The organism is Sphingomonas kyungheensis (genome assembly GCF_037120395.1).
In the GTDB taxonomy this organism is placed as follows: Bacteria; Pseudomonadota; Alphaproteobacteria; order Sphingomonadales; family Sphingomonadaceae; genus Sphingomonas; species Sphingomonas kyungheensis.
The window spans coordinates 12,686-34,817 of sequence record NZ_JBBBDM010000021.1 but is presented as its reverse complement, the minus strand read 5'-3'; the positions used below and the strand labels follow the sequence as shown (position 1 = coordinate 34,817).

Below are 22,132 nucleotides of genomic sequence, written 5' to 3'. Positions count from 1 at the left end.
CGAGCGAGAGCACATGACCGCGGCAGCGCGCGCGCTGAACGTCACTCAGTCGGCCGCCTCGGCAGCGATCGCGGCGCTGGAGGAGCGGCACGCGATCAAGCTGTTCCACCGCGTCGGCCGCGGTATCGCGCTGACCGAGGCGGGACGACTGTTCCTAGCCGAGGCGCGGGGCGTGCTTGCGCGTGCCGGCGCGGCCGAAACGGTGCTGGACGAGTTGAGCGGGCTGAAGCGCGGCACCCTGCGCGTCGTCGCCAGCCAGACCATCGCCGCCTACTGGCTTCCGCCGATCCTCGCCGCGTTCCGCGAACGCTACCCGGCGCTCGGCATCGAATTGGCGATCGGCAATACCGCTCAGGCCGCAGCGCGCGTTCATGACGGCGACGCGGACCTCGGTATCGTCGAAGGCGAGGTCGACGATCCGGCGCTCGCGCACTGGCCGATCGGCGAGGATCGGCTGATGCTGGTCAGCGCCGAGCCGTTCGGAAGGGACCACGTCGATGCGGCTTGGCTGGCCCAAGCGCGGTGGGTGCAGCGTGAGCCGGGATCGGGCACACGTTCGACGTTGGACCGCTATCTGCTCGCCTTGAGCATCGATCCCGCTGCGCTCGACGTGGCGCTCGTTCTCCCGTCCAATGAGGGCGTCCGCACTGCCGTGGAGGCCGGCGCCGGTATCGCAGCCCTATCCTCGCTGGTGGTGGCGCCAGCGATTAAGGCGGGAACGTTGTACGCCGCCCCGATCGTGTTCGATCACCGCCCCTTCTTCGGGCTGCGCCATAAGGAACGCTATCGCACCAAGGCCGCTGACGCCTTACTGGATGTGATCGGTCGGGGGAAGCAGTAGGCGGCGCTGCCGCTAAAGCCGGATGTCCAATCCCAGACCACAGGCGCCGACGGGATGTCCGCCGGCGCCTGCTTCATGGGTGAATGTCAGGACGGCGTTCAGGCAGCGGCGAGCGCGCGGGCCGTTTCGCTATAGCCGTGCAGCGGGCGGCCCAGGATGCCGACGAGGCGTTCGCGGTCACCGTCTTCGGGGATCATGCCGTCGCTGACGTAGCGTTCGGCCATCAGCCGCATCTCGTAGGCCGTCCACTTCGGCATGAACGTCGCCATATTGGCCTCGAAGCCACTGGGGTCGTCGCCGCCATAGACGACCGGGCGCCCCAGCACGTCGGACCAGATCGCCGCCACGTCCGTGCCGGTCAGCGTATCGGGGCCGACCAGGTTGATCGTCTCGATCGGCAGCTTACCTGGCGTGTCATGGCGGCGGACCAACTCGATCGCGGCGACCTCGGCGATGTCGCGCGCGTCGACCATGGCGAGCCCCCTGCCCCCGATCGGCATCGGATAGACGCCGTGCTGGAGGATCACGTCCTTCACCATCGCCTCGTTGTCGATGAAGTAGGTCGGGCGCAGGATGGTGGCGCCGAAGCCCATCGCCTCCAGCATACGCTCCGCGCCATGCTTCACGGCGAAATGGGGGACGTTCACCGCGAGGTCGGCCTGGAACACCGACAGGTAGACGACCCGCTCGACGCCGGCCTCGCGCGCGACGTTCAGCGTGATGATCGCTTGGGTGAATTCATCGCCGGTCACCGCATTGAGCAGGAACAGCGTGCTGACGCCCGAGAAGGCGGCGCGTAGCGCGTCAATGTCGAGCAGGTCTCCCTGCACCACCTCGACGTCGGCCGGGAACGTGGCCTTGGTGGGATCGCGGGTGAGCACGCGAACGTCCGCGTCGCGCTGCACGAGCTGGTCGACGACGTGGCGGCCGACGCGGCCAGTGGCTCCGATCACGAGAATGGTCATGGGTTCGCTCCTTCGTTGGGTCTTGCTGACGAAGCGAAGATGGTCGATCCATGGACGCTCAAATAGACGCACAATTTAGACGCCGCGTCCCGCTGGTGGAACGACATGGACCTGCTCGCGCTTGCCGACTTCACGCTCGTCGCCCGTCATGGCGGCTTCGGAGCGGCAGCGCGCGCCGCTCGCCGGCCCAAGGCGACCTTGTCCCGGCGTGTGGGCGAGCTTGAAGCGGCGCTGGACCTCCGGCTCTTCGACCGTGGGCGACGCGACCTCAAGCTGACCGAAGAGGGATGCGCGCTATTCGAGCGCGCCGGAGCGCTGCTGACCGAGCTGGAAGAGACCGCGACCGCCATCGCGTCGGGCAGCAGTCAGGTGCGCGGGCGGCTGCGGATCAGCGCGCCGTTGCTCTTCTCGCAGACGGCGATGGGGCGGCTCGCGGCCGAGTTCGCGTGGGCGCATCCGGAGGTTCGGCTGGAGGTGACGACCGACGATCGGGCGGTCGACATGATCGAGGAGGGCTACGACTTGGTGATCCGTGTCGACCCTGCGCCTGACGAGACGCTGGTGGGCCGCCCCTTCCTCCACGACCGGTTGGTAGTGGTGGGCGGCCCCGACATGCCGCGGCCCGTGGGGACGACCGTGCCGGCAGTGGTGCGCGGCGCCGACTCCGTACGGACCTGGACGGCGGTCGGGCCGGAAGGGCCGGTGGCGATCGAAATCGAACCGGTGCTGCGGCTGTCCTCGCTGGTCATGATCCGCGATGCTGTGCGGGCGGGCGCCGGGGCGGCGCGTCTGCCGCTGTCGCTTGTGCTCGGCGACATCGGCAGCGGGCGAATGACGTCTTGGGGCGATGTGGCGGGATCGGACATCAGCCTGTGGGCGCTCTATCCATCGCGCCGACTGCTCAACGCCAGGGTGTCCGCATTCCTGGAGCTTCTGCGGCGATCATTTCCCCAAGGAGCACCGGAGGAACTCGCCGCTTACCTCGCAGGGTGAGGCTGGTTCCTGTCGCATAAGGTCGAACATACGCTACGGTAGGAAGTCAGCAGTTTCGCGACGGGCCTACTTTCATGTTCGCTAGATCAGCTCCAGTGGTGCATGACCCCTGTATCGACGTGGACGAAACCATCGTGGGGTATAAGCACCGTGCGCCTGCTGAGAGTTGGGGCATGATAATGCATGGCATGAGGGCGGCGTGACGGAACTGACACGCGAACTTGAGAAGGTGCTGGCGGCTGTCCGGGCTGGCCATGACGTGGTGCCGTTCATGGGCCGGCTGCTTTTGTCCGCAGAGACGCGGCTGGCCCCCCTACCCGACGACATGATGAGCCTGCTTTCCGCATCCCCGGACTTTCACCCGCTCGATCCGGGGGCAAGCCCGACGTGGTTTCAGGTTGCGGCCGAAGAAGGTCGCAATGCTGAGCTGGTAGTGTACCGCGCGCGGACGGACGACCAACACTACGTCATCGCGCCATCGTCCTCTTAACTGCCGTGAAATCGTCCGCTAACGTCTGGCGTGATTTGTCTTCATCCTCATTGCCCGGCCGCCCCAAACCCGCTGAGTTGGCAACAGTTAGTCGATAATCCTGCGCTTGGCTTGCAGGCCGGGACCAGAGCCGCGGCGACGACGTGGCTGAATGCGCATTTTTCGACCGGCCCCACAATGCCGGCGAGTCCGGTGCTGAACCTGCTACCCCCGTGGCAGGCGCAGCAGATACCTATGCCCAAGGCAGCGTTTGACCGGCTTCTGAGAGTGTGTCCCTGCCTCTACAACCAAATCAAGATACCCGCGTCTGCAAGGGCCGTTGTTCACTTCTGCGAGCTTACCCTTGGCACGCCTATCACGTCAGCAAATGTGCATGACGCCTTCCTCATACAGCATCCGCATAAGGGGCCAAGCTTTAACCCGGGTCCGGTTATGCCGTGCGGAGCTGGCGGGGCAGTCATGGAATTGCTTTGCAGCGAGGTTTTAACCAGCTGTGGCATTCCTGCCATGTTCACGGACGCTTCGGGATGGCCGGTCTGGGAAATGCCGGGCCATGTTCTCATGAATAGTGGTAAGATGGCATCTTTGCAGGCTCTGGGCGATATTCTGATACCCTGTGCCCCGACCAACTTGGTAATATCGATCAAGAGTGAGGTTGCGCGCGAGAGATTGTTGTATTCCGCCAATTCGATCGAGGGCGTCGGTTTCGGCTTCTTTAAGGAGCCGGAGGAGTTCTGGACCAGTTCTAGGATGAGCCTCTACAAGCGCATGGGTTTCTCGGCGATCTATATGCCCGATATGACCCACGCGGCAGTGATGACCCACGTTTCGGCAGCGGGCGATGCGCGTCACGCCGTCAACATCAACGGAACAGACCTGTACCGACCGCTTTCGGTCTTTGGCGACGATATGAAACGGGTCGTTGGGCGATCTAGTGCCCTGCTCTAACGCTAATGGAATAAGCTACTAAGCTACTAAGCTACTAAGCTACTAAGCTACTAAGCTACTAAGCTACTAAGTGATGAAGCGAGTAAACAGGATTGCGCGTCCGTCCCGGATCGCGCTCTATCTTCGCTTCGCTCCGATCGAGCCGCTTGCAGCGTCTCGCCCTATGCGGGTGACGATCGCTCGCGCGGGCGTGCGCGGGCACGCCCAACGACAGACGCCGGCAACGCTGGCGACGTAGGTCTGCCGGGAAGGGAAAGGGGAGCGCCGCCCCCCCACCCTCCGCTGTTCGCCACGAGGTAGGGCCAATGGCCGAGGGCCATCGCCCGAAAGCGATGCAAGGAAGGAAAACTGGAAATGGACCACGACAATCGCGAGAGCTGGCTGAACCGGGTGGCGATCGGCATGGCACAGCTCTTCGAAGCATTGAACGCCCCCCTGCCCTCCCGCGTATGCGTCACGATCCACTCGACGGCGACGAAGATCCCGAGGCCGATGACTAAGCCACTTTACGACTAAGCGGCTAAGCGGTATAAGTCGCTTAGCCGCTTAGTAGGGAGTAACAGCTATGCAGGTTTGGGCGATCATCGCGCAGAAGGGCGGGCAGTCCAAGACCACGCTGTCGACCGGCTTTGCGGTCGAGGCGGCGAGGGAGGGGGCGTCCGTCGTGATCCTTGATGCCGACGACCGGCAGGGATCGGCCCTCTACTGGTCGGAACGCCGCGACGACGACGACGTGACGGTGAAAGACAGCAGTGTTGCCGGGCTGCCACTTCACGTCTCGCGGGGGCGCAGCAGCGGCAAGATCGACCTTATCATCATCGACACGCCGGCGAACTCCAAGGACATTGCCATGCTCGCGGCTGAGCAGGCGGATTTCGTCATCATTCCCGTCGCGCCGCGTGGACTGGACGTCCATTCGGTGTTGCAGACGGTCAAGCAGGTGCAGCAGGCCGGCACGCCGTTCGCTGTCATCCTTACGCAGGTTCCGCATCAGGGCGGGGAGGGGCAGGAGGCGAGCGCCGGCTTTGCAGCCAAGGGCGTGACGCTGTTCGATAGCCGGCTCCACTACCGCAAGGACTTCTACAAGGCGACGCCGATGGGGCGCACCGCGGCCGAGACGGAGCCTGACAGCAAGGCGGCTGCCGAACTGCGCGCCAGCTACGCAGAGGCTAAGCGACTAAGCGGCTTTACGACTAAGCCAGTAAGCGAGGCAGCATAATGGCGCGCAAACCCTCCGCGCTCGCCGGCATCTTTGATGACGAACCCGAGGAGCCGGCAACGGCGCCGGCGTCGGCTCCCGTCGCTGATGCCGCGCACGAACCACGCGCGGCAGCGTCTCCGCGCCGATCGCGGCGAACGCCTGACGCGTCGGCCAGCGCCGGACCGACACGGCGCAGCAGTCATCCCGGCAAAAAGCCGGTACTGATCCATATTCCCGAGGACATGCACCGCGCGCTTCGCCAACTCAGTGTCGAGGAGGGCGGGGAACCCCTAACGGTCATCACCGAACGGTTGCTCCGCCAGTATTTGGTCAAGCGAGGCCATACTAGGTTTGCGCCGTGAGCAAGCGGCGCGATCCCAACCCCGAGTTCGACCTGTTCATCCCGGCGCTGGGCGACTTGCCGCTCCGCGATCAGCGCGAGGTGATGGAACGGCCGTTTTTCTCACTTCAGAAGCGCAAGCGCCTGAAGCCGATCGAATACAGGAGCCCGGACGGCGAGGCTTGGGTGCGCGTGCAGGCGATCCCGGACTACGGCATGGCAACGATATGGGACGCCGATATCCTGATATGGGCGGCATCCACCCTCAACCGCATGAAACAGCAGGGCCTGAACGACCTGCCCCGCACGCTGACGACGACGCCCTACGACCTGTTGCGGGCGATCAAGCGCAGCACCGGCGGCCGGGACTATCAGGAATTGCAGGCGGCGCTTCTTCGGCTCCAGACGACCAGCATCACGACCTCGATCCGCGCCACCAAGCGGCGGCAGAAGGCCGGCTTCAACTGGCTGGATAGCTGGACGTTTGACACTGACGCCGACACCGAAAAGCCCCGCGGCATGACTCTGACCCTCTCCGATTGGGTTTACGAGGGGATCGTCAACGAGAAGTCGCTGCTGACCATGCATCCCGACTATTTCCTACTGTCCGGGGGGCTGGAGCGGGCGCTGTACCGTATCGCGCGTAAGCATGTCGGATCGCAGCAGGGTGGGTGGTTGTGCCGGGTCGAGGTGTTGCGCGATAAGACCGGCAGCGACGCCCAGCCCAAGGAGTTCAACCGTATGCTCCGGCGCGTGATCGAAGCCGATCAGCTCCCCGATTATGCGATGGAGCCGGCGGAAACGACCGACAGGAGTCCGGCCGTCCAGTTCAGACGCCGGGGTGAGGCCGAGGTGCTGGCGCTGGCAGAGAAGATGCGGGCGGAGGAGGAGCGGCGCGCACGCTTCGACGCCGATCGTCGGCGTACCGAAGAGGTAGATGCCCGGATGGACCGGCTCGCGGGGCGGCGCTGACTATCGGGGTTTCACCCACCGCCAGCCCAACTATCGGGGTTTCGCCCACCCGGCAGGGTCGACCAGTTGACGCCACTGCGCTGCTTTGAGTGGCGAACAGCCTCTCAGTCTGTGGATAATCGATCCGGGCTAGCAATTTTGGGTGCGTCTGAGTCGGGGTTTCACCCACCATTGCTTCGGGGTTTCACCCACCGCACTATCGGGGTTTCACCCACCGAATCACGGGGTTTCACCCACCAACCATTCTCGCAAACTGTTGAATTACCGTCGAAAAAGCAGCTTTTTTGACCCCTTAACCTTCTTAACGATTCCTATTTAACAGAATCACTTAACCCCACCGCACAGATCACAGGACAGAAAAGGAGAATGCGGAATTGCCCCTTTGGGCAATACGCGTTTGTTTCATGCCGGCTATCGCCGTCATTAAGAGCGGCCTAACGGCCGCAGGCTTTCGGGAAAAACCAAGCCGATCCGGCGGTGTGTGCCTGTCGACCTAACGCTCGTTGAGAGGGCAGCTCCGAGGCACGCCCCGAACCTATTGGCAGGTTTTACCGGTGCGTGCGATCAGGCGGGATCGTAGAGACCGGTGAACTCGCGCTCCGCATAGTACCGGATTTTCCCGACGACGAGCGGGTGCTGGCCCTGCCGCATCAGCAGGAGATCGTCCGCGTTCATCCGCATGATTTCGTCCGGCGTTGCAAGTCTGCGTGCGGCGACATGCCCGCTGGAGCTTTGGGAGTGGTGGCCGTCGCTGAAGATGCTCGCCGGGCCGGACGTGCCGAACGTCTCATATTCGATGGTGGTGTCGCCGATCGTGCGCGACAGCATGTCGGCGGTGGCAAGGTCGTTGACCCCGAAGGTCTGGATCACGCCGGCGTTCGACATGAACGTGCCGGCGCGCTCGCCATAAGTCGCCTTGAGCTGGTGCATATCCTGGAGGATCGGCCAAAGCTGCATCCCGTAGCCTGCCATCAGCCCCATCGCACGCTCCACTGGATCGAGGCGGCCGAGCGCAGCGAACTCGTCGAGCAGGAACAGGACCGGGCGTTCCGGCCGGGCAGGAGAGCGCGCCATGTCGGTGACGGCCTGGCTCACAAGCAGCCGCAGCCAGCGCGTATAGGTATCGAGCCGATCGGGCGGCAGGCACAGAAACACGGTGCCCGGTCGTTCCTTTAGGTCCGCAAACCGAAAGTCAGACGCTGACGTGCTGTCCACGATGCGCGGACTGTCGAGGAAGTGGGTGTGGCGCTGGGCGGATGACAGCACGCCGGCGGCCTCGCGATCGGATTTGCCGAGCTGGCGGTTGGCGGCACGCGCGATCAGGCCGTGCGCACCGGCGCTGGCCTGCATGTCGGCGAGCAGCGCAGCGAAGCCGGCTGGATCGCGGGTGAGCTTGTCGCGCACCGTCGCCAGCGTGGCGCGGGCAGGGGGCTCGTGAATGACGGTGTGCAGGATGATGCCGGCGATCAGCGCCTTGGCTTCCTCGTTCCAATGCGCCTCGCCACCTTGCCCCGGTGCGTCGTGAACCAGCGCGTCAGCGATCGTCTGTGCGTCTTCCGCGAGGTCCGGGCTGGCGGCTTCGAGCCACGCCAGGGGGTTGTAGCGGGCTTCTGGGCGTCCCGAGACGCCGAACGGGTCCAGACACCACACATCGCCCTTCCTGGCCCGCGTACGGGCCGTGACGCGGGCATTCTCACCCTTGGGGTCGATGCAGATCACCGAACGGTCGAGCAGCAGAAGGTTGGGGATGATCGTGCCGACGCCCTTGCCCGAGCGGGTGGGCGCCATCGTCAGCAGATGCGCCGGGCCGTCATAGCGCAGCAATTTGTTGTTCCGGCCCGATCGGCCGATGACGAGATCGCCCGAGCTTTCCAGCTTCACCAGATCCTTGCGATCACCGAAGCGGGCCGAGCCCAGCAAGTTGCTGTTCCGACCACCGCCGCGGCGGTTGAACTTCCAGATCGCGAACAGGACCAAGCCGGTCAGCAGGAACGGCACGTCGGTCGCAATTTCGCCGACGCCAAAGATGCCCTTGAGCCAGCTATTGCTCGCCATCAGTACGACGAAGCCGATCAGCAGCGCCCATACCGGTCCGATCCGGGCGGGCATCAGCAGCTCTCGCCGGCCGGCGTGATCGCCAGCGCCGGATCAGCGTTAGGATGGCCGAGCAGCCGGAGAAGGATTTGCGTGGCAAGCGCAGGGGGCACCCGTTCGTCGCGCAGCATATCGAACAGCGAGTCATCTTCGGCGGAGAGCGCCATGCCCTCGATCGCGAGATTGGCGCGGGCGTCCGCGTCGTCCTCGCGCCACATCGCATCCTCGGCCGGGCTGCCACGCACATAGTCGAGTGCGCGGACTTCATTCCGCAGCGTGTCAAGGTCGACCGTCGTCATTCGCCCGTCTCCCGTTCCGCTTCTTCCGCGTCGAATGCCCGCTTGCCGCGGCGCTTCCAGAGCGTCAGCGCCTCGCCGGCATCGCCTTCCCGCGTACGCCCAACCAGCTCCAGCAGTGCGCCGTAGATCGTCGCGCGATCGTCGTCGGCGAGATCGACCAGTCCGGCCTTCTGGACGAGGCCGCCCAGCTCGATCAGATGGCGGGTGCGCTGGCGACGTTGCACGACCCAGTTCCGGCTATCCGTTCGTCGCCGGGTCGCTTCCGCGCGTAGCGTCGCCGCCCGGTTCAGTCGCAACCCCCGATCCGTCGATCGCAGCAACGCCGCGACTTTTGCGCCCGCGGCTTTGAAAGAAGGCGGCACCCTTCGCCCGCCACGCCTCCATCGCACCGGAATCTCTGGACGCGACCGCATCAAGTAAAACGCCGGCCAGCGTCTCGGCATCAATAGCATCGGCACCTGTCGCAGTGACGAGCGCACCGAGCTGTTCGACCCGCTTCGCCTTGAGCTGGCGTGCCTTGTCGCCGAGCGCCTTCAGTTCCGCGTCGTAGTCCCGCACTTTCCGCATCGGTCAGTCTCCTAGCGAGAGATATCCTAGCCGATGGACGAGCAGGGGCAAGCTCTACCGATTAGTAAGCGTCACCAAGTCAGGCAGGGGGAGCGAAGCGGAGGATGAGTGCGCGCTTATACGTCGTTGCCGACGTGCGCTCAGAAGTGCATAATGATTGTTGCAATGGCGATCTTCCATTTCAGTGCCAAGGTCATCAGCCGCGCCAACGGTTCCAGCGCCGTCGCGTCTGCCGCATATCGCTCCGCATCCGAGCTGCAAGACGAGCGGCTGGGGCGAAGCCACAACTTCTCGAACAAGGCCGGCGTCATCCACTCCGAGGTGATGTTGCCGCAGAGCGCGCCGGAGCGTTTAAATAATCGCACCGTGCTGTGGAACGAGGTGGAGGCAGGCGAGAAACGGAAGGACGCGCAGCTTGCCCGTGAAGTCGAGTTCTCGATCCCGCGCGAGATGAACGAGAAGCAGGGCGTCGCGCTCGCCCGCGATTTCGTCGCCGAGCAGTTCGTGAAGCGGGGGATGGTCGCAGACCTCAACGTGCATTGGGACAGGGCGAAAGACGGAAGTCCGAAGCCGCATGCACACGTCATGCTGTCGATGCGCGACGTGGGGCCGGAGGGGTTCGAACAGAAGAACCGAGACTGGAATGCGCCCGAGCTGTTGCAGAGGTGGCGCGAGGCGTGGGGGTGCCACGTCAATGAGCGTATGGTCGAGCTGGGGCTGGAGGGCCGGATCGACCATCGCAGCTATGCGGACCGCGGCATAGAGCTGGAGCCGCAGCACAAGATTGGCCCGGCCGCGATGCGCCGGCTCGATCGCGGTGAAGATGCCGAGCGCGCTGACGATCACCGTCGGATCGCGCGCGAAAACGGCGAAAAGATCGCGGCTAACCCACGCATCGCGTTGGACGGCATCACCCGGCAGCAATCGACCTTTACCAATCGCGACCTCGCCGCCTTCGCGTTTCGCCATTCAGACGGCAAGGATCAGTTCGATCAGGTGATCGCGGCGGTGCGTGCGAGCCCGGAGCTGGTGCCGCTTGGCAGGGACGGGCGGGACCAGGAACGGTTCACCAGTCGCGACACGATCGCGACCGAGGCGCGGCTGGAGAAGGCTGGCGACGAGCTGGCCCGCTGCGGCGATCATGGCGTGTCCGACCGGCAGCGGACCGGCGCGCTGGAGGCGGCCGCGGGGCGGGGGTTGGTACTGTCAAGCGAGCAGCGTGACGCCTTCGACCATATCACCGGGCGCGACGGGCTGGCGTCGGTCGTCGGCTATGCCGGCACCGGCAAATCAGCGATGCTGGGCGTCGCGCGCGAGGCATGGGAGCGCGAGGGCTACCAAGTGCGCGGGGCGGCGCTGTCCGGGATCGCAGCCGAGAATTTAGAGGGCGGATCGGGGATCGCGTCGCGCACTATCGCCAGTCTTGAGCATGGCTGGGCACAGGGGCGCGACCAGCTCGGGCCGAAGGACGTGCTCGTGGTGGACGAGGCCGGCATGGTCGGCACCCGCCAGATGGAGCAAGTGCTAACCCATGCCCGCGACGCTGGGGCCAAGGTGGTGCTGGTGGGCGACTCCGAGCAGCTTCAGGCGATCGAGGCGGGTGCGGCGTTCCGGTCGATCACCGAGCGGCACGGCGCAGCCGAGATCACCGAGATACGCCGGCAGCGCGAGGACTGGCAGAAGGAAGCGACGCGGGCGTTCGCCACTGGGCGCACGGCCGAGGCACTGGACGCCTATGCCGCGCACGGCATGGTCCACGCGGCCGACACGCGCGAGGCGGCGCGGGCGGAGCTGGTGGACAATTGGGATCGGCAGCGCCGGGCCGATCCTGACGCCACGCGGATCATCCTTACCCATACCAACGCCGAGGTCCGCGAACTGAACGGAGAGGCACGGGGGCGGCTTCGTGCGAACGGTGAGCTGGGGGAGGATGTGGCGTTCGCGACCGACCGGGGCCACCGCGACTTTGCGGCGGGCGACCGCCTGATGTTCCTGCGGAACGAGCGGTCGCTCGGGGTGAAGAACGGCACGCTGGGCACCATCGAGCATGCGGGCTCCGGGGGCATGACGGTGCGGCTCGACGGCGGGCGGGAGGTGACGTTCGCGGCGAAGGACTACGCCGCGGTCGATCACGGCTATGCGGCGACGTTCGGTAAGTCGCAGGGCGTGTCCGTAAACGACAGCCATGCGCTCGCCACGCCGGGTATGGACCGGCACAGCAGCTATGTCGGTATGACACGCCATCGCGACCGCGTGCATCTCCATTACGGCCGCGACGATTTCTCCGATCAGGGCAAGCTCGCACGCGTGCTGTCCCGTGACCGTTCAAAGGACATGGCCGGCGACTATGCACCCGGGCACGGCGATCAGGACCAGGTCCGCGCTTTTGCCGATCGGCGTGAGATCCGGTTCCCGGAATTCGCGCGCCAGCTGGTCGAGCAGGTCCGCGACAAGGCGCGGGGCATGTTCGACAGCTTCACGCCAAAGCCTGCCTTGGCGGACCATGTCGAGTCAGCGACCCGACAGGGGGCCGACAAGCCGGGTGCCTCTACCCAAGGCTACCAGCGTCCGACGCGCGAAGGCGTAGTGAAGAGTTGGACCGCGGAGCACAGGCGCGAGCTGGCAGGTGTGCAGACACGCGCACAGCGGGCTCAGGTGCGGGCGAACGTTATGTACCGACGCCATGAGACGGCGAGGGACAATCACGCCCGACAGCAGCCGCTGCCGCCTGGGGGGTTGTTAGCGGCGCTTCGCCGGCCGGCCTACGAGGCTGCGCAGACGAGCTGGGAGAAAACCGCGCGTGAATTGCAGCGTCGATCCACACAGCTCGCAAAACGTCTGGGTAATCTCAAGGAATATCTTGGTCCTGTAACCGGACAGCGGCGTCACCGTGGCGACGAGCTGGCACGCGCCAGGGTCGAGCGCGCGCATCCGTATCTCACCAAGCTCTATGATGCGGTCATGCGCGAGCAGCGTGCCGAGCGCGTCCGCGCTCAAGAGCAGGAACGCGAGCGGATCAGGGATCGGCAGAAGGAACGTGGTCGCGAAGATCGGGGGCCGGGACGATAGGCGAGCCGGCTATGTCGGCATCAGGCAAGGGGTTCGGCAGCGACGAACTGCGACAGGCCTCTTTTGCCTCGTCGCGTCGTGATCCTGAACACAGCTTTTAGAGGCTCTAGGTCCATCGCGGGGCCACCCTTGGCGGGGCGATACTCCTTGTCGAAGAAGACGCTGAGCCGATAGCCTTCTGCCGAAACGGTATCGGTAAAGTAACAGAACAGGTTGGCGGACTTGCCCCAAGCCCGATGGTCGAAACGCCCCGTCCATTCGCCATCGGGAGCGTTGGTCCTGTAGGTGTCGAGCTGGTCAGATGGATGATCAAGCAGCCCATATATTTGCTCACGCATCGGCGACGTCCCTAGGCAGATAACTGTCGCAACGGGCCCACGGAGAGTGAGTAGAGCTAGTATTTGGGTACGGGTAGATCACCGGACGACCGGCAGCCTAATGCATGCTGTCCCAAAAGGTCAGCTAATGGCAGTAAGATCGATCAGGCCCGCAGCAGGATATCCTGTGTGGGCCATTCGAGCCGACGACGCGAAAGCTGATGCACCCTCGCCATTGCCTCGCCGATATCGCCCTGGCCACCAAACTGGACCTTTGCCGCTGTTGCAACGGCGAGTTCCAGCTCACGCTCCAGATCCTCGACGGGATCGGGCTCCATTCCAATCTTCATCGCTGGCTCCTTGTCAGGCATGGGTCTCATATAAACATCATTCCGTAAAGCCTAGGCCCTGTTGTCACGCAGCCGAAACGCGGTCGCCAGCAGCGCGGTACTGCGCCCGATGAGGCGTACCGTATCCACTGCCTGAACCCGGTTGTTTCCCGGGTCGCGGCGGAAGCGGCCGGTGCAATCGCTCGATGCCGCTATAACACCCCAGATCGTCTGGTCGGGTCCAACCCGGATGGGAATGGCTGCCATCGAACGGTAGCGGTCCGGATCGTAACCCCGTCGCTGTCCATCAGGTACCGGGTAATCGATAGCTACCTGCGGATCCCGATAGTCCTCAATGATGCCATCGCGGCCGGTATGCCATGCCACGCCGACCAGCCCTTCGTTCAGGCGCCACTCGCGCGCCTGTGCCTGCTCGGCAAGCCTGTCTGCCCTAAGCCCCGCAATGCGACGCAAAATGGCGGAATCTCCTTCGCCCTGAACCTGGAAGATCGAGATTGCCCAGCGCTCTTCCATCTCGAAGCCGATGGCAGCACCGATTGGGACCACAGCGCTCTTGAGCATAAAATCGGCAGCGCTGGTTAGCGTTGCAACATCGGCAAGCATCGACTGCTCGGCCGCCTCCCGCATCAGGTTGCTCGCCTGCCTGTAGGCAATCCGGCGTCGGTCCAGCGTTTCGCCTTCGCTCCGGGCCGCATCGCGTTCGGTCTCCAGGGCACGTCCCTGCGCAATGGCATCCTCGGCGATCGCTTCGGCTTCGGTGAGATATGTCCCGAGTTCCAGCTTGCGATAGTCAAGGAGTGCCACAAACCCACCTCCGAAGGCTGCAATCGCTGCTCCGGTGATGGCCAGAACGATGCCGGCTGTTCCGGTAAAGACCTTGCCGAAGGCGGCGATGAAGGCACCTGAAACACCGGTAACGACAAGCCAGGGACGCAATCGTTCGACCGAGGCGATACGTTCGCTGATCTTCCTGAGTGCGCCACGACGGTTCGGACGCAAACGCGCTTCAAGGGTATCAAATCCGCTCAAGACAGCCTCGTTTTACACAGGATGGCAGAAGCATTCGCTTGTCGCCAGCAAAGAGAGGGATTGGTGCCGGCGGCAGTTACCGGATCGAATACATCTATAGCGATGCAAAGGGATGTACGGGGCAGGTTCTGCGCGCCAGGATCAGGGCTTGTCCAAAGGGAGATGGATGAATGCAGACACCATGGGGCGATCTCGGCACACTCGATCTTGATGACCATGAGCAGTGCCGGACCATCCTCGCCAGCGACAAGCATCAGCTTGCCGAGGGGCTCGTGGTCGAAAGCGTATTTGATCAGATCTTTGATGACGTGCCGGACCATCTCGACGGCGCAATCCTGCTCGACGCGGACACCGCCATCGTCAATCCCGGTGGGGGAGGCGAGTGGCTGGCCTTCGTCTGGGCCCGTGCGCAGCAGCCAGGGCTCGGGCGTTATCTCAGGGCGCTGGAAAAGCGGTTTAGGGTATGGCTGGTCGAAACTGATACGCCGCTGACCACCTTCACGGCGCGGGAATGGAAAAACGGTAAGCTGATTTCAGGAAGCAGGCCGCTGACCATATTGATGGGCGAACTGTCCGGCCGGCAGCCGCAGCCCGTCGAGGTGTCGCAGTCGGTTCGCGACGCCAACCGCCAGCAGCAGAGTTTCTGGGGATTCCTCTCCAGCCAGCATGGCCCGGAGCTTGGCCGAAAGGTCATTCTGCCGCGCCTGTTCATGAACTGGGGCGTGCAGCCTTGGTTTCGGGCGGTCTGGAACCTTGATCGCATTCTCGTCCATGGCGATGATGTCTGGCTGTTGGAGATCAAGCACAAGTACCCGATGCAGGGCCCGCCGGTGTCTTTCGGGCTCAACACCGGCGAGCTGAACGTCATCACCCGACTTGGCGAAGCCGGCGTCCGCTGCGTCCATGCAATCGTCGTAAAACCAGTGTGGTCGAAGGACGCAGGTTCGATGTACCTGCTCAACGACATGCGTCTGCGGGCCCGTGCAGCACTGATCGCCGTCGACATGAATGCAGAGGTTACCGGCAGCATGATGGCCGGCAGCCGGGGCACGTCTGCCGGGCACACCACCTTCAGCGGTTCAGGCAACCTCAGTTTCCGTGTCCTGAAAGCCGGCGCATTCAGCAGGCTTGGCCTGCTGTCCGATCCGCCGGCGGCACTGGCCGAAAATATTGCCCTGCTTGTTTTGGGCACCTCCCTGCCGCCGGTTGAGGATCGCTGGCTGACCGGGCTGGCGGGCAAAACACCATCGTCGGACCAGTTGTGGGAAGCCGAAGTGCCGGCCCCGGCGTCAGTGGTGGCTGATGCGTCCGTACCGCCGGCAGCGGCGAAGTTTACATCTGCCGCTGAGACCCCGGAAGCGAAGATGACGACGTCTGGCCATGCCACTGGCCACACCATGGCATGGTCCGTCAGCGACCGGCACTTCCAGTTTGGTGCCGGGCGTGGACATTCCAGCCTCGTGTTGCCGGAAGGCGAGGTGATCGAGCTTTCCAATGTTGAGTGGGCGGCAGTGGCGGATGCCATCCGCGTGCTGGTGAAGAAGGGGGCCAAAAAACAGTCGCCGATCAGGCCTGTCAGCCAGAAGGAGAAGGCACCTGCTACCGGCGAACGCTGGACTGAAGCGCAGGAGACCCGCCTGCTCCGCCTGTGGAACGAGGAGAATGCCACGATCGGGGAGCTGATGAAGACGCTCGACCGGAACGAGGGGGGTATCGTCTCGCGGCTTGTGAAACTGGGAGCTGTCGAAACGAGGGACGATGTCCGGGTGGAAAGCCGGCGCAGGGAGCAGCAGGTAAACGATAAGGAGGAATGACTTCCTCTAGACTATTCGCTATTTGTTCTTGTGCGCTGGGAATCTGGGTGCCACAGTGGCACAAATCGTCCCAGAGGTGCCCCGTGCGATCCGTTTCCGAATTTTCCCGTCTGCGTACCAGCGCAGGCATCAGCATTGACGACTTTGCCGATGCTGCCGGCTTCTCACGAAGCACGGTCTATCGCTGGGAACGGGGCATAACGCCACCCCGGCGGGCCGCAGTTCGCATGCTGGATGACATGCTGCGCCGTAGCCGTAGTCCGGCTGCGGTGCTCGCAGCTGAGGAAGAAACCGGCACCTTCACATTCATCGACCTGTTTGCCGGGATCGGCGGATTGCGCCGCGGCTTCGAGCCGTTCGGCGGAAGATGCGTGTTCACCAGCGAATGGGATAAACATTCCCAGCTTACGTACCGCGCCAACAACGAGTGCGATCACGAGGTTGCCGGCGACATCACGAAGGTGTCGCTTGCCGACATACCGGCTCATGACGTGCTGCTGGCCGGTTTTCCCTGCCAGCCCTTCTCGATCGCGGGCGTATCAAAGAAGAACGCGCTCAATCGGCCCCACGGCTTTCTTGATGAGACCCAGGGAACGCTATTCTTTAACGTCGCGCAGATCATCGCCCATCACCGGCCAAAGGCATTCCTGCTAGAAAATGTCAGGAACCTGCTGAGCCACGACAAGGGGCGGACGTTCGAGGTCATCCGCCGTACCCTCGTCGACGAGCTGGGCTATCAGGTGGACTGGAAGATCATCAACGCCAAGTCGCTGGTCCCCCAGCACCGTGAGCGTATCTTCATCGTTGGTTTCCGCGAGCCGAATGCGTTCAGTTTTGCCGGCCTTGATATCCCGGATGTGTTGTCAGGTCCGAAGCTGGGCACGATCCTGCATCCGGAGGATGGCTCGGAGGAGATCGATCCACCTTTCACCCGTGGCAACATCGGTTCGGTATCCGAGAAGTACACCCTGACCGACAAGCTCTGGGCCTACCTTCAGGGCTATGCCGACAAGCATAAGGCGGCCGGTAACGGGTTCGGGTTCGGACTGGTAGGCCCTACCGACACGAGCCGCACGCTCTCGGCACGCTACTACAAGGACGGGTCCGAAATCTTGGTGCGGCAGGCAGAGGGGAAGAACCCTCGGCGTCTGACGCCCCGCGAATGCGCCCGTCTGATGGGCTTCGAGGAACCCGGTGGGCAGGAGTTTAAAATTCCCGTGTCCGATACCCAGGCCTATCGCCAGTTTGGCAACGCCGTCGTCGTGCCGGTGGTGAAAGCGGTCGCCAGCCTGATGGCACCGTATCTGCGGACAGAGCCGGCGCCTGTGGTTGTGGAAGACACTGACCGGGTTCTCGAGGTCGCCTTTGGCTGACATCGTCTCGCCAGAGACGCGCAGCCGGATGATGTCGGGGATCAGGGCGAAGAACACCCGTCCCGAGCTAGTATTGCGGAAGGCGCTTCATGCCAGAGGCTTTCGCTACCGGCTTCACGCTGCCGGCGTGCCGGGCAAGCCCGACATCGTGCTTCCCCGACACCGTGCAGCTGTATTCGTCCATGGCTGCTTCTGGCATGGCCACGACTGTCACCTGTTCCGGTTGCCCGGCACGCGGACCGAATTCTGGCGCGAGAAGATCGGCCGTAACCAGGCCCGCGATGCGATTGTCACCAGCGAACTGGCAGAACAGGGCTGGCGTCAGCTTGCCATCTGGGAATGCGCGATCCGTGGCCGGACGAAGATCGGGCTTGAGGAAGCAGTAGATCAGGCGGTAGCCTGGCTTGAGGGGGACGCAATGGCAGGGGACATCCGCGGCAATGGCTGACCTGCTATCATACCTGCCCGGGATTACGCTTGATCAGCTGCGCGCTGGCATGATCGCAAATGGTGTCCGTCAGCTTCTCGTGAAAGAGTTGGCGCCGAACGACAACTCAAAAAACCAGCCCTACCTCGGCGGCAATTTCGAAGCGCTCAGCATTCTTCCTGCCGGCGAGCTGCGCGCAGAACGCACTGACAAGGGCGTCGAGATCCTGAAGGCACCGCTGCCCTTTGGCTGGCTTCAGGAAGACGGGCGGGTTGAACCGGCACCTGGCGCCCAGCTCATTCTCTACCCGCAATATCCCGAGGTGCGAATGTCGGGATTTCTAAAGGGATCGCGCAACGCGCCCTCCTCGGTCATGACCATCCGCGACCTAGGCCGGCTGCTGTTTTTCGGGATCACGGACGATCGGCGCATCATTGCATGGGCGTCCGGGCCAGACACGGAATTGGCGCGTGAGTATCGCGAGCTGGAGGGACTGGAGCCTATCGGCGTCTTCCTGAAGGTGCCGCTGCGACCTCAGCAGGAGAACCGGACCTCACGGGAGATCCTGCTGGCAACCTTGGCTGCTATCCATGCCAAGGACTGGATCGGCTCCTATGCTCTGCGGGCAGATGGCAGCCATGCGCCGTGTCAGGCACCGCAGTGTGTCGGTTATACGCTGGAGGCTGAGCTGGGCGTTGCCCGTAACGGCTATGCCGAGCCCGATTTCATGGGCTGGGAAGTGAAAGCGGGCCAAGTCGACGACTATTGTCGGGTGCCGGCGTCCAAGGTCATTACACTGATGACGCCTGAGCCAACTGGCGGGCACTATCGCAGCAATGGCGTAGAATCCTTTATTCGCACGTTCGGCTATGCCGATAAACTGGGACGGGAAGACCGTCTGAACTTCGGTGGCATCTTCCGTGAAGGCCAGCATCATGCCGGCACGGACCTGACGCTGCGATTGTTTGGCTATGACTCCTTGAGCGGGAAGATCACCGATGCGGAAGGCAGTCTTGCGCTTGTCCGGGGCGAAGACATTATCGCGGCTTCATGGAGCTTTACGGCTCTGGCAGGCCTCTGGAACCGTAAGCACGCGCAGGCAGTGTACGTGCCGGCCGAACGCCGCAAGGCACCGGAGCTGGCGTATCGCTATGGGGGTACCGTTCGACTGGGCGAAGGAACCGATTTTTTGCGGCTGCTGAAAGCGGTGGCTCAGGGTGCTGTCTACTATGATCCCGGCATCAAACTGGAAGGTGCTTCTGGACCACGACCGGACATCAAGCGGCGGAGCCAATTCCGAATTAAGTCGAGTGACCTGTCCTCACTCTACCGGCGTATGGAGCCTGTAGGGGTGAGCGATGGATGAGTATCATCTGAAAAGGCAGGAGTCACATGGCTGATGGATTAGACTTTCGACAGACATGGTTATGGAATCATGCCTTCGTGAATCCCCGAACGGACAGCAGTACGGAAGAGCAAGAGTTCTTCCGTAATCAATTCTTGGCAATGCGCAGCAAAGTAGCGCAGCTCGTTGACCGGATTGCTGTCGATATGCCGGGAATGACGGTTCACGACATCACTCATCTCGATGCTTTGTGGGAAATGGCTTCTCTCGTAGCAGAGGGGCATGTCGGCGTGCATCCGCCCGAGGCATTCGTGCTCGGCGCCAGCATATTGCTGCACGATTCAGCCATGAGCCTAGGCGCCTATCCTGGGGGGGTGGACGATCTCAAGCAAACTGTGGCGTGGCAGGATTCCGTGGCGCGCCTTGTCCTTGCAGCAGAGGAGGGAGCCCAAGATCCGATCGATCCCGACCATCTGCCTCTCGAAGTTGTTCAACGAATCGTGCCGGATATTCTGCGGCGGCTTCATGCTGAGCAAGCCGAGGTGCTGGCGGGCCAAGCATGGGTGACAAAGGATGGGGAGCAGATCTACCTGATCGATGATCCAGAGGTCCGGCATTTCTACTCTGAAACCATCGGTCGAATTGCCCACAGCCATTGGTGGTCGGTTCAGAAGGTGGAAGATGAGCTGTCCCAAGATCTCGGTGCGATGGCGCAGCGAACCAGCAAGATCGTCGACAGGGTCAAACTAGCCTGCCTGCTCAGGATCGCCGACGCGATTCACCTCGATAGCCGCCGGGCGCCGAGGTTCGCACGTGTTCTCAATCGGGCGAGCGGCATATCCGATACTCATTGGGCGTTTCAGGAACGCTTGGCCAAACCGCACGTCGAACTCGACGCCGTTGTCTTCACAGCGGGCAAGGCTTTTGGCCACGGGGACGCCGAAGCGTGGTGGCTCGCCTTCGACACGCTTAATGCCGTCGATCGTGAGCTGCATGACGTCGATCTCCTTCTTCGCAACCGTGGGCGCGAAGTGCTCAAGGCCCGGCGCGTGAAGGGGGCAGGGTCTCCGGAAATGTTGGCGCGCACGGTTGAGGCGAGGGGCTGGCGGCCGGTCGACGCCCGGCTTCAGGTCTCAGACGTACCAAGGATCGTCGAGAATCTCGGTGGATCCAAGCTCTATGGCGATGATCCCACCGTAGCGCTGCGCGAGCTTATTCAGAACGGTGCCGACGCAGTCCAAGCGCGTCGGCGATTAGAGGATCGTCCATCCTCTTGGGGAGCGATCGTTGTCGCACTCGAAGAAAGAGACGGTGGCTGCTGGCTGATCGTTGAGGACAATGGCATCGGCATGTCCGAGATGGTCCTAACGGGTCCACTCCTCGATTTTGGCACGTCGTTTTGGCGCTCACCGCTCGCCATGGAGGAATTCCCTGGCCTTATGGCTGCCGGAATGCAGGCGATCGGGCGGTTTGGCATTGGCTTCTTCTCGACATTCATGCTCGGATCCGAGGTAAAGGTCTATTCGAGGCGTGCGGATCGGGCTCGAGAGGATGGTCGGCTTCTGGAATTCAACGGCGGCACCAGCATGCGACCCATTTTGGCGCCGGCCAACCCGAAGCTGCTACCGATCGACGGCGGCACTCGCGTGGAAGTGCGCCTCAAGAAAGACCCCGAAAGCAGAGGAGGCCTTTTGCACCCCGGCATTTACGGTGGACAAATCGCTATCGAACGGCTCGTGGCTGCCCTAGCGCCCAGTTTGAGCGTCGAGATCAAGGTGCTCAGCGGTAGGAAGGCAGTCGCAGTATCGAGCCCGGGTGATTGGATCGACCTCACCGAAGCCGAAATCGTGGGCAGATTGAACCCTCGCCGGAAGCTAGAAGATAATAAGGGGAACAGACAAGAATTCATCAGGCCGATGATGGATGCAAGCGGTGAGATCGTTGGCCGCGCCTTCATCGAACCGGACCCCTATTATTGGGAGGCTGGCGGTGGATGGGTTACCGTCTCTGGCCTGCGGGCAAACCGCCTTCGTAACGTTCAGGGAATTCTCCTCGGCGACGCCGATACGGCATCCCGTGACATCGCGACACCGCTAGTGGCTCCCGTTGCGCTCGCCACTTGGGCAACTGAGCAGGCGCAGCTTGTGGCAGATCACATTTTGAACGAGGAAAAACAGGCGAAGATCGCTGAAATCGTCCTCGAATGCGGCGGAGATATCGGCGATCTCAAAATCATAAAATGCGGCGTGGATTGGCTATCGAAGCAGGAGTTTGTGGAGCGGCTTCAATCCATTTCCCGTTTGGCAATCGCCTTCGATGGAGAGTTCAGTTTTGACGAGGACAAGGATGACATCCATCCGAAGGAATTTCGGATGAACTTCATTCAAGCGGATAATGCCGCCTACACATTGAAGTTTGACGGAGCGATTCTCAAAGGGAATGGTGGAGCTTGGCCTAAGAACGATCGAGCCGACAACTGGTCAGATTCTAATGTTGCGACGCTCATTCGCTCCCTCATTGCCGAGGTCTGGGATAATGGTGTTCATCAAGAACGGCAGGAATCAATAGTAGGTACGGTGCACTCCGAAGAAATCTGCCGAATAGTTCATATATTCAAGAAGACCGGCGACGAGGCCGACAATGATAGTGACGCATGAAGAGGACCAACCTTGAAGGCACGATCGCGTGTCGTAGATTA

General features: G+C 62.8%; 21 protein-coding genes and 1 pseudogene. 14 read left to right on the top strand and 8 right to left on the bottom strand.

What is annotated here, in order from left to right; all coding sequences use genetic code 11:
* A partial coding sequence (locus tag V8201_RS18665) for a LysR family transcriptional regulator (protein ID WP_336546257.1) occupies positions 1 to 841 on the top strand: 841 nt, incomplete at its 5' end.
* Positions 842 to 939: 98 nt separating this feature from the next.
* Here the strand turns inward: V8201_RS18665 and V8201_RS18660 are convergent.
* On the bottom strand, positions 940 to 1,806 hold the full coding sequence (locus tag V8201_RS18660) for an SDR family oxidoreductase (protein WP_336546256.1): 867 nt from the start codon (positions 1,804 to 1,806) through the stop codon (positions 940 to 942).
* A 105-nt stretch (positions 1,807 to 1,911) separates the two neighbouring features.
* Between V8201_RS18660 and V8201_RS18655 the strand changes: the two genes are divergently transcribed.
* The 7 genes and pseudogenes from V8201_RS18655 to V8201_RS18625 all read left to right on the top strand — a co-directional run bounded on the left by V8201_RS18655 (position 1,912) and on the right by V8201_RS18625 (position 6,750).
* On the top strand, positions 1,912 to 2,799 hold the full coding sequence (locus tag V8201_RS18655) for a LysR family transcriptional regulator (RefSeq protein WP_336546255.1): 888 nt from the start codon (positions 1,912 to 1,914) through the stop codon (positions 2,797 to 2,799).
* 199 nt (positions 2,800 to 2,998) lie between these two features.
* Positions 2,999 to 3,289 (top strand): hypothetical protein, encoded by a 291-nt coding sequence (locus V8201_RS18650; RefSeq protein ID WP_336546254.1) that lies wholly within the window; start codon positions 2,999 to 3,001, stop codon positions 3,287 to 3,289.
* A gap of 459 nt (positions 3,290 to 3,748) precedes the next feature.
* Positions 3,749 to 4,237 carry a hypothetical protein gene (locus tag V8201_RS18645; protein WP_336546253.1) on the top strand — a complete coding sequence of 163 codons (489 nt, stop codon included), beginning with the start codon at positions 3,749 to 3,751 and terminating at the stop codon, positions 4,235 to 4,237.
* Positions 4,238 to 4,591: 354 nt separating this feature from the next.
* Positions 4,592 to 4,711, top strand: a pseudogene (locus V8201_RS18640) (transcription elongation protein SprT); the annotation flags it as partial.
* A 91-nt stretch (positions 4,712 to 4,802) separates the two neighbouring features.
* The gene (locus V8201_RS18635) at positions 4,803 to 5,456 is read left to right on the top strand and encodes a nucleotide-binding protein (RefSeq protein ID WP_336546252.1); all 654 of its coding nucleotides are present in this window, start codon (positions 4,803 to 4,805) and stop codon (positions 5,454 to 5,456) included.
* On the top strand, positions 5,456 to 5,800 hold the full coding sequence (locus V8201_RS18630; protein ID WP_336546251.1) for a hypothetical protein: 345 nt from the start codon (positions 5,456 to 5,458) through the stop codon (positions 5,798 to 5,800). Before V8201_RS18635 ends, V8201_RS18630 begins: the two co-directional genes overlap by 1 nt.
* Positions 5,797 to 6,750, top strand: coding sequence for a replication initiator protein A (locus V8201_RS18625; RefSeq protein ID WP_336546250.1), 954 nt, complete (start codon positions 5,797 to 5,799; stop codon positions 6,748 to 6,750). Before V8201_RS18630 ends, V8201_RS18625 begins: the two co-directional genes overlap by 4 nt.
* A 564-nt stretch (positions 6,751 to 7,314) precedes the next feature.
* On the opposite strand, the gene V8201_RS18620 is transcribed toward V8201_RS18625, so the two are convergent.
* The 4 genes from V8201_RS18620 to V8201_RS18605 are packed head-to-tail and all read right to left on the bottom strand — an operon-like array spanning position 7,315 to position 9,710.
* Positions 7,315 to 8,859 carry a type IV secretory system conjugative DNA transfer family protein gene (locus tag V8201_RS18620; RefSeq protein ID WP_336546248.1) on the bottom strand — a complete coding sequence of 515 codons (1,545 nt, stop codon included), beginning with the start codon at positions 8,857 to 8,859 and terminating at the stop codon, positions 7,315 to 7,317.
* Positions 8,859 to 9,143, bottom strand: coding sequence for a hypothetical protein (locus tag V8201_RS18615; protein ID WP_336546247.1), 285 nt, complete (start codon positions 9,141 to 9,143; stop codon positions 8,859 to 8,861). Before V8201_RS18615 ends, V8201_RS18620 begins: the two co-directional genes overlap by 1 nt.
* A complete protein-coding gene (locus tag V8201_RS18610) occupies positions 9,140 to 9,367 on the bottom strand; it encodes a conjugal transfer protein TraD (RefSeq protein ID WP_336546246.1) in 228 nt (75 codons plus the stop codon). The genes V8201_RS18615 and V8201_RS18610 overlap by 4 nt, the downstream gene beginning before the upstream one ends.
* Before the next feature lie 13 nt (positions 9,368 to 9,380).
* On the bottom strand, positions 9,381 to 9,710 hold the full coding sequence (locus V8201_RS18605) for a conjugal transfer protein TraD (protein WP_336546245.1): 330 nt from the start codon (positions 9,708 to 9,710) through the stop codon (positions 9,381 to 9,383).
* A 165-nt stretch (positions 9,711 to 9,875) separates the two neighbouring features.
* Between V8201_RS18605 and traA the strand changes: the two genes are divergently transcribed.
* Positions 9,876 to 12,779 (top strand): Ti-type conjugative transfer relaxase TraA, encoded by a 2,904-nt coding sequence (gene traA, locus V8201_RS18600; RefSeq protein WP_336546244.1) that lies wholly within the window; start codon positions 9,876 to 9,878, stop codon positions 12,777 to 12,779.
* 20 nt (positions 12,780 to 12,799) lie between these two features.
* Here traA and V8201_RS18595 read toward each other — a convergent pair whose 3' ends face one another.
* The 3 genes from V8201_RS18595 to V8201_RS18585 all read right to left on the bottom strand — a co-directional run bounded on the left by V8201_RS18595 (position 12,800) and on the right by V8201_RS18585 (position 14,475).
* The gene (locus V8201_RS18595) at positions 12,800 to 13,117 is read right to left on the bottom strand and encodes a hypothetical protein (RefSeq protein ID WP_336546243.1); all 318 of its coding nucleotides are present in this window, start codon (positions 13,115 to 13,117) and stop codon (positions 12,800 to 12,802) included.
* Positions 13,118 to 13,260: 143 nt separating this feature from the next.
* Positions 13,261 to 13,446: a hypothetical protein gene (locus tag V8201_RS18590; protein ID WP_336546242.1), complete on the bottom strand. Its 186-nt coding sequence runs from the start codon at positions 13,444 to 13,446 to the stop codon at positions 13,261 to 13,263.
* 51 nt (positions 13,447 to 13,497) lie between these two features.
* Positions 13,498 to 14,475 (bottom strand): GAF domain-containing protein, encoded by a 978-nt coding sequence (locus V8201_RS18585; RefSeq protein WP_336546241.1) that lies wholly within the window; start codon positions 14,473 to 14,475, stop codon positions 13,498 to 13,500.
* A 170-nt stretch (positions 14,476 to 14,645) separates the two neighbouring features.
* Between V8201_RS18585 and V8201_RS18580 the strand changes: the two genes are divergently transcribed.
* The 5 genes from V8201_RS18580 to V8201_RS18560 all read left to right on the top strand — a co-directional run bounded on the left by V8201_RS18580 (position 14,646) and on the right by V8201_RS18560 (position 22,091).
* Positions 14,646 to 16,289: a hypothetical protein gene (locus V8201_RS18580; RefSeq protein WP_336546240.1), complete on the top strand. Its 1,644-nt coding sequence runs from the start codon at positions 14,646 to 14,648 to the stop codon at positions 16,287 to 16,289.
* A gap of 83 nt (positions 16,290 to 16,372) precedes the next feature.
* Positions 16,373 to 17,662 carry a DNA (cytosine-5-)-methyltransferase gene (dcm, locus tag V8201_RS18575; protein ID WP_336546239.1) on the top strand — a complete coding sequence of 430 codons (1,290 nt, stop codon included), beginning with the start codon at positions 16,373 to 16,375 and terminating at the stop codon, positions 17,660 to 17,662.
* Positions 17,655 to 18,110, top strand: coding sequence for a very short patch repair endonuclease (locus V8201_RS18570; protein ID WP_336546238.1), 456 nt, complete (start codon positions 17,655 to 17,657; stop codon positions 18,108 to 18,110). Before dcm ends, V8201_RS18570 begins: the two co-directional genes overlap by 8 nt.
* Positions 18,103 to 19,455 (top strand): MvaI/BcnI family restriction endonuclease, encoded by a 1,353-nt coding sequence (locus V8201_RS18565; protein ID WP_336546236.1) that lies wholly within the window; start codon positions 18,103 to 18,105, stop codon positions 19,453 to 19,455. The genes V8201_RS18570 and V8201_RS18565 overlap by 8 nt, the downstream gene beginning before the upstream one ends.
* A 26-nt stretch (positions 19,456 to 19,481) precedes the next feature.
* A complete protein-coding gene (locus V8201_RS18560; protein ID WP_336546235.1) occupies positions 19,482 to 22,091 on the top strand; it encodes an HD domain-containing protein in 2,610 nt (869 codons plus the stop codon).
* Positions 22,092 to 22,132: the final 41 nt, after the last annotated feature.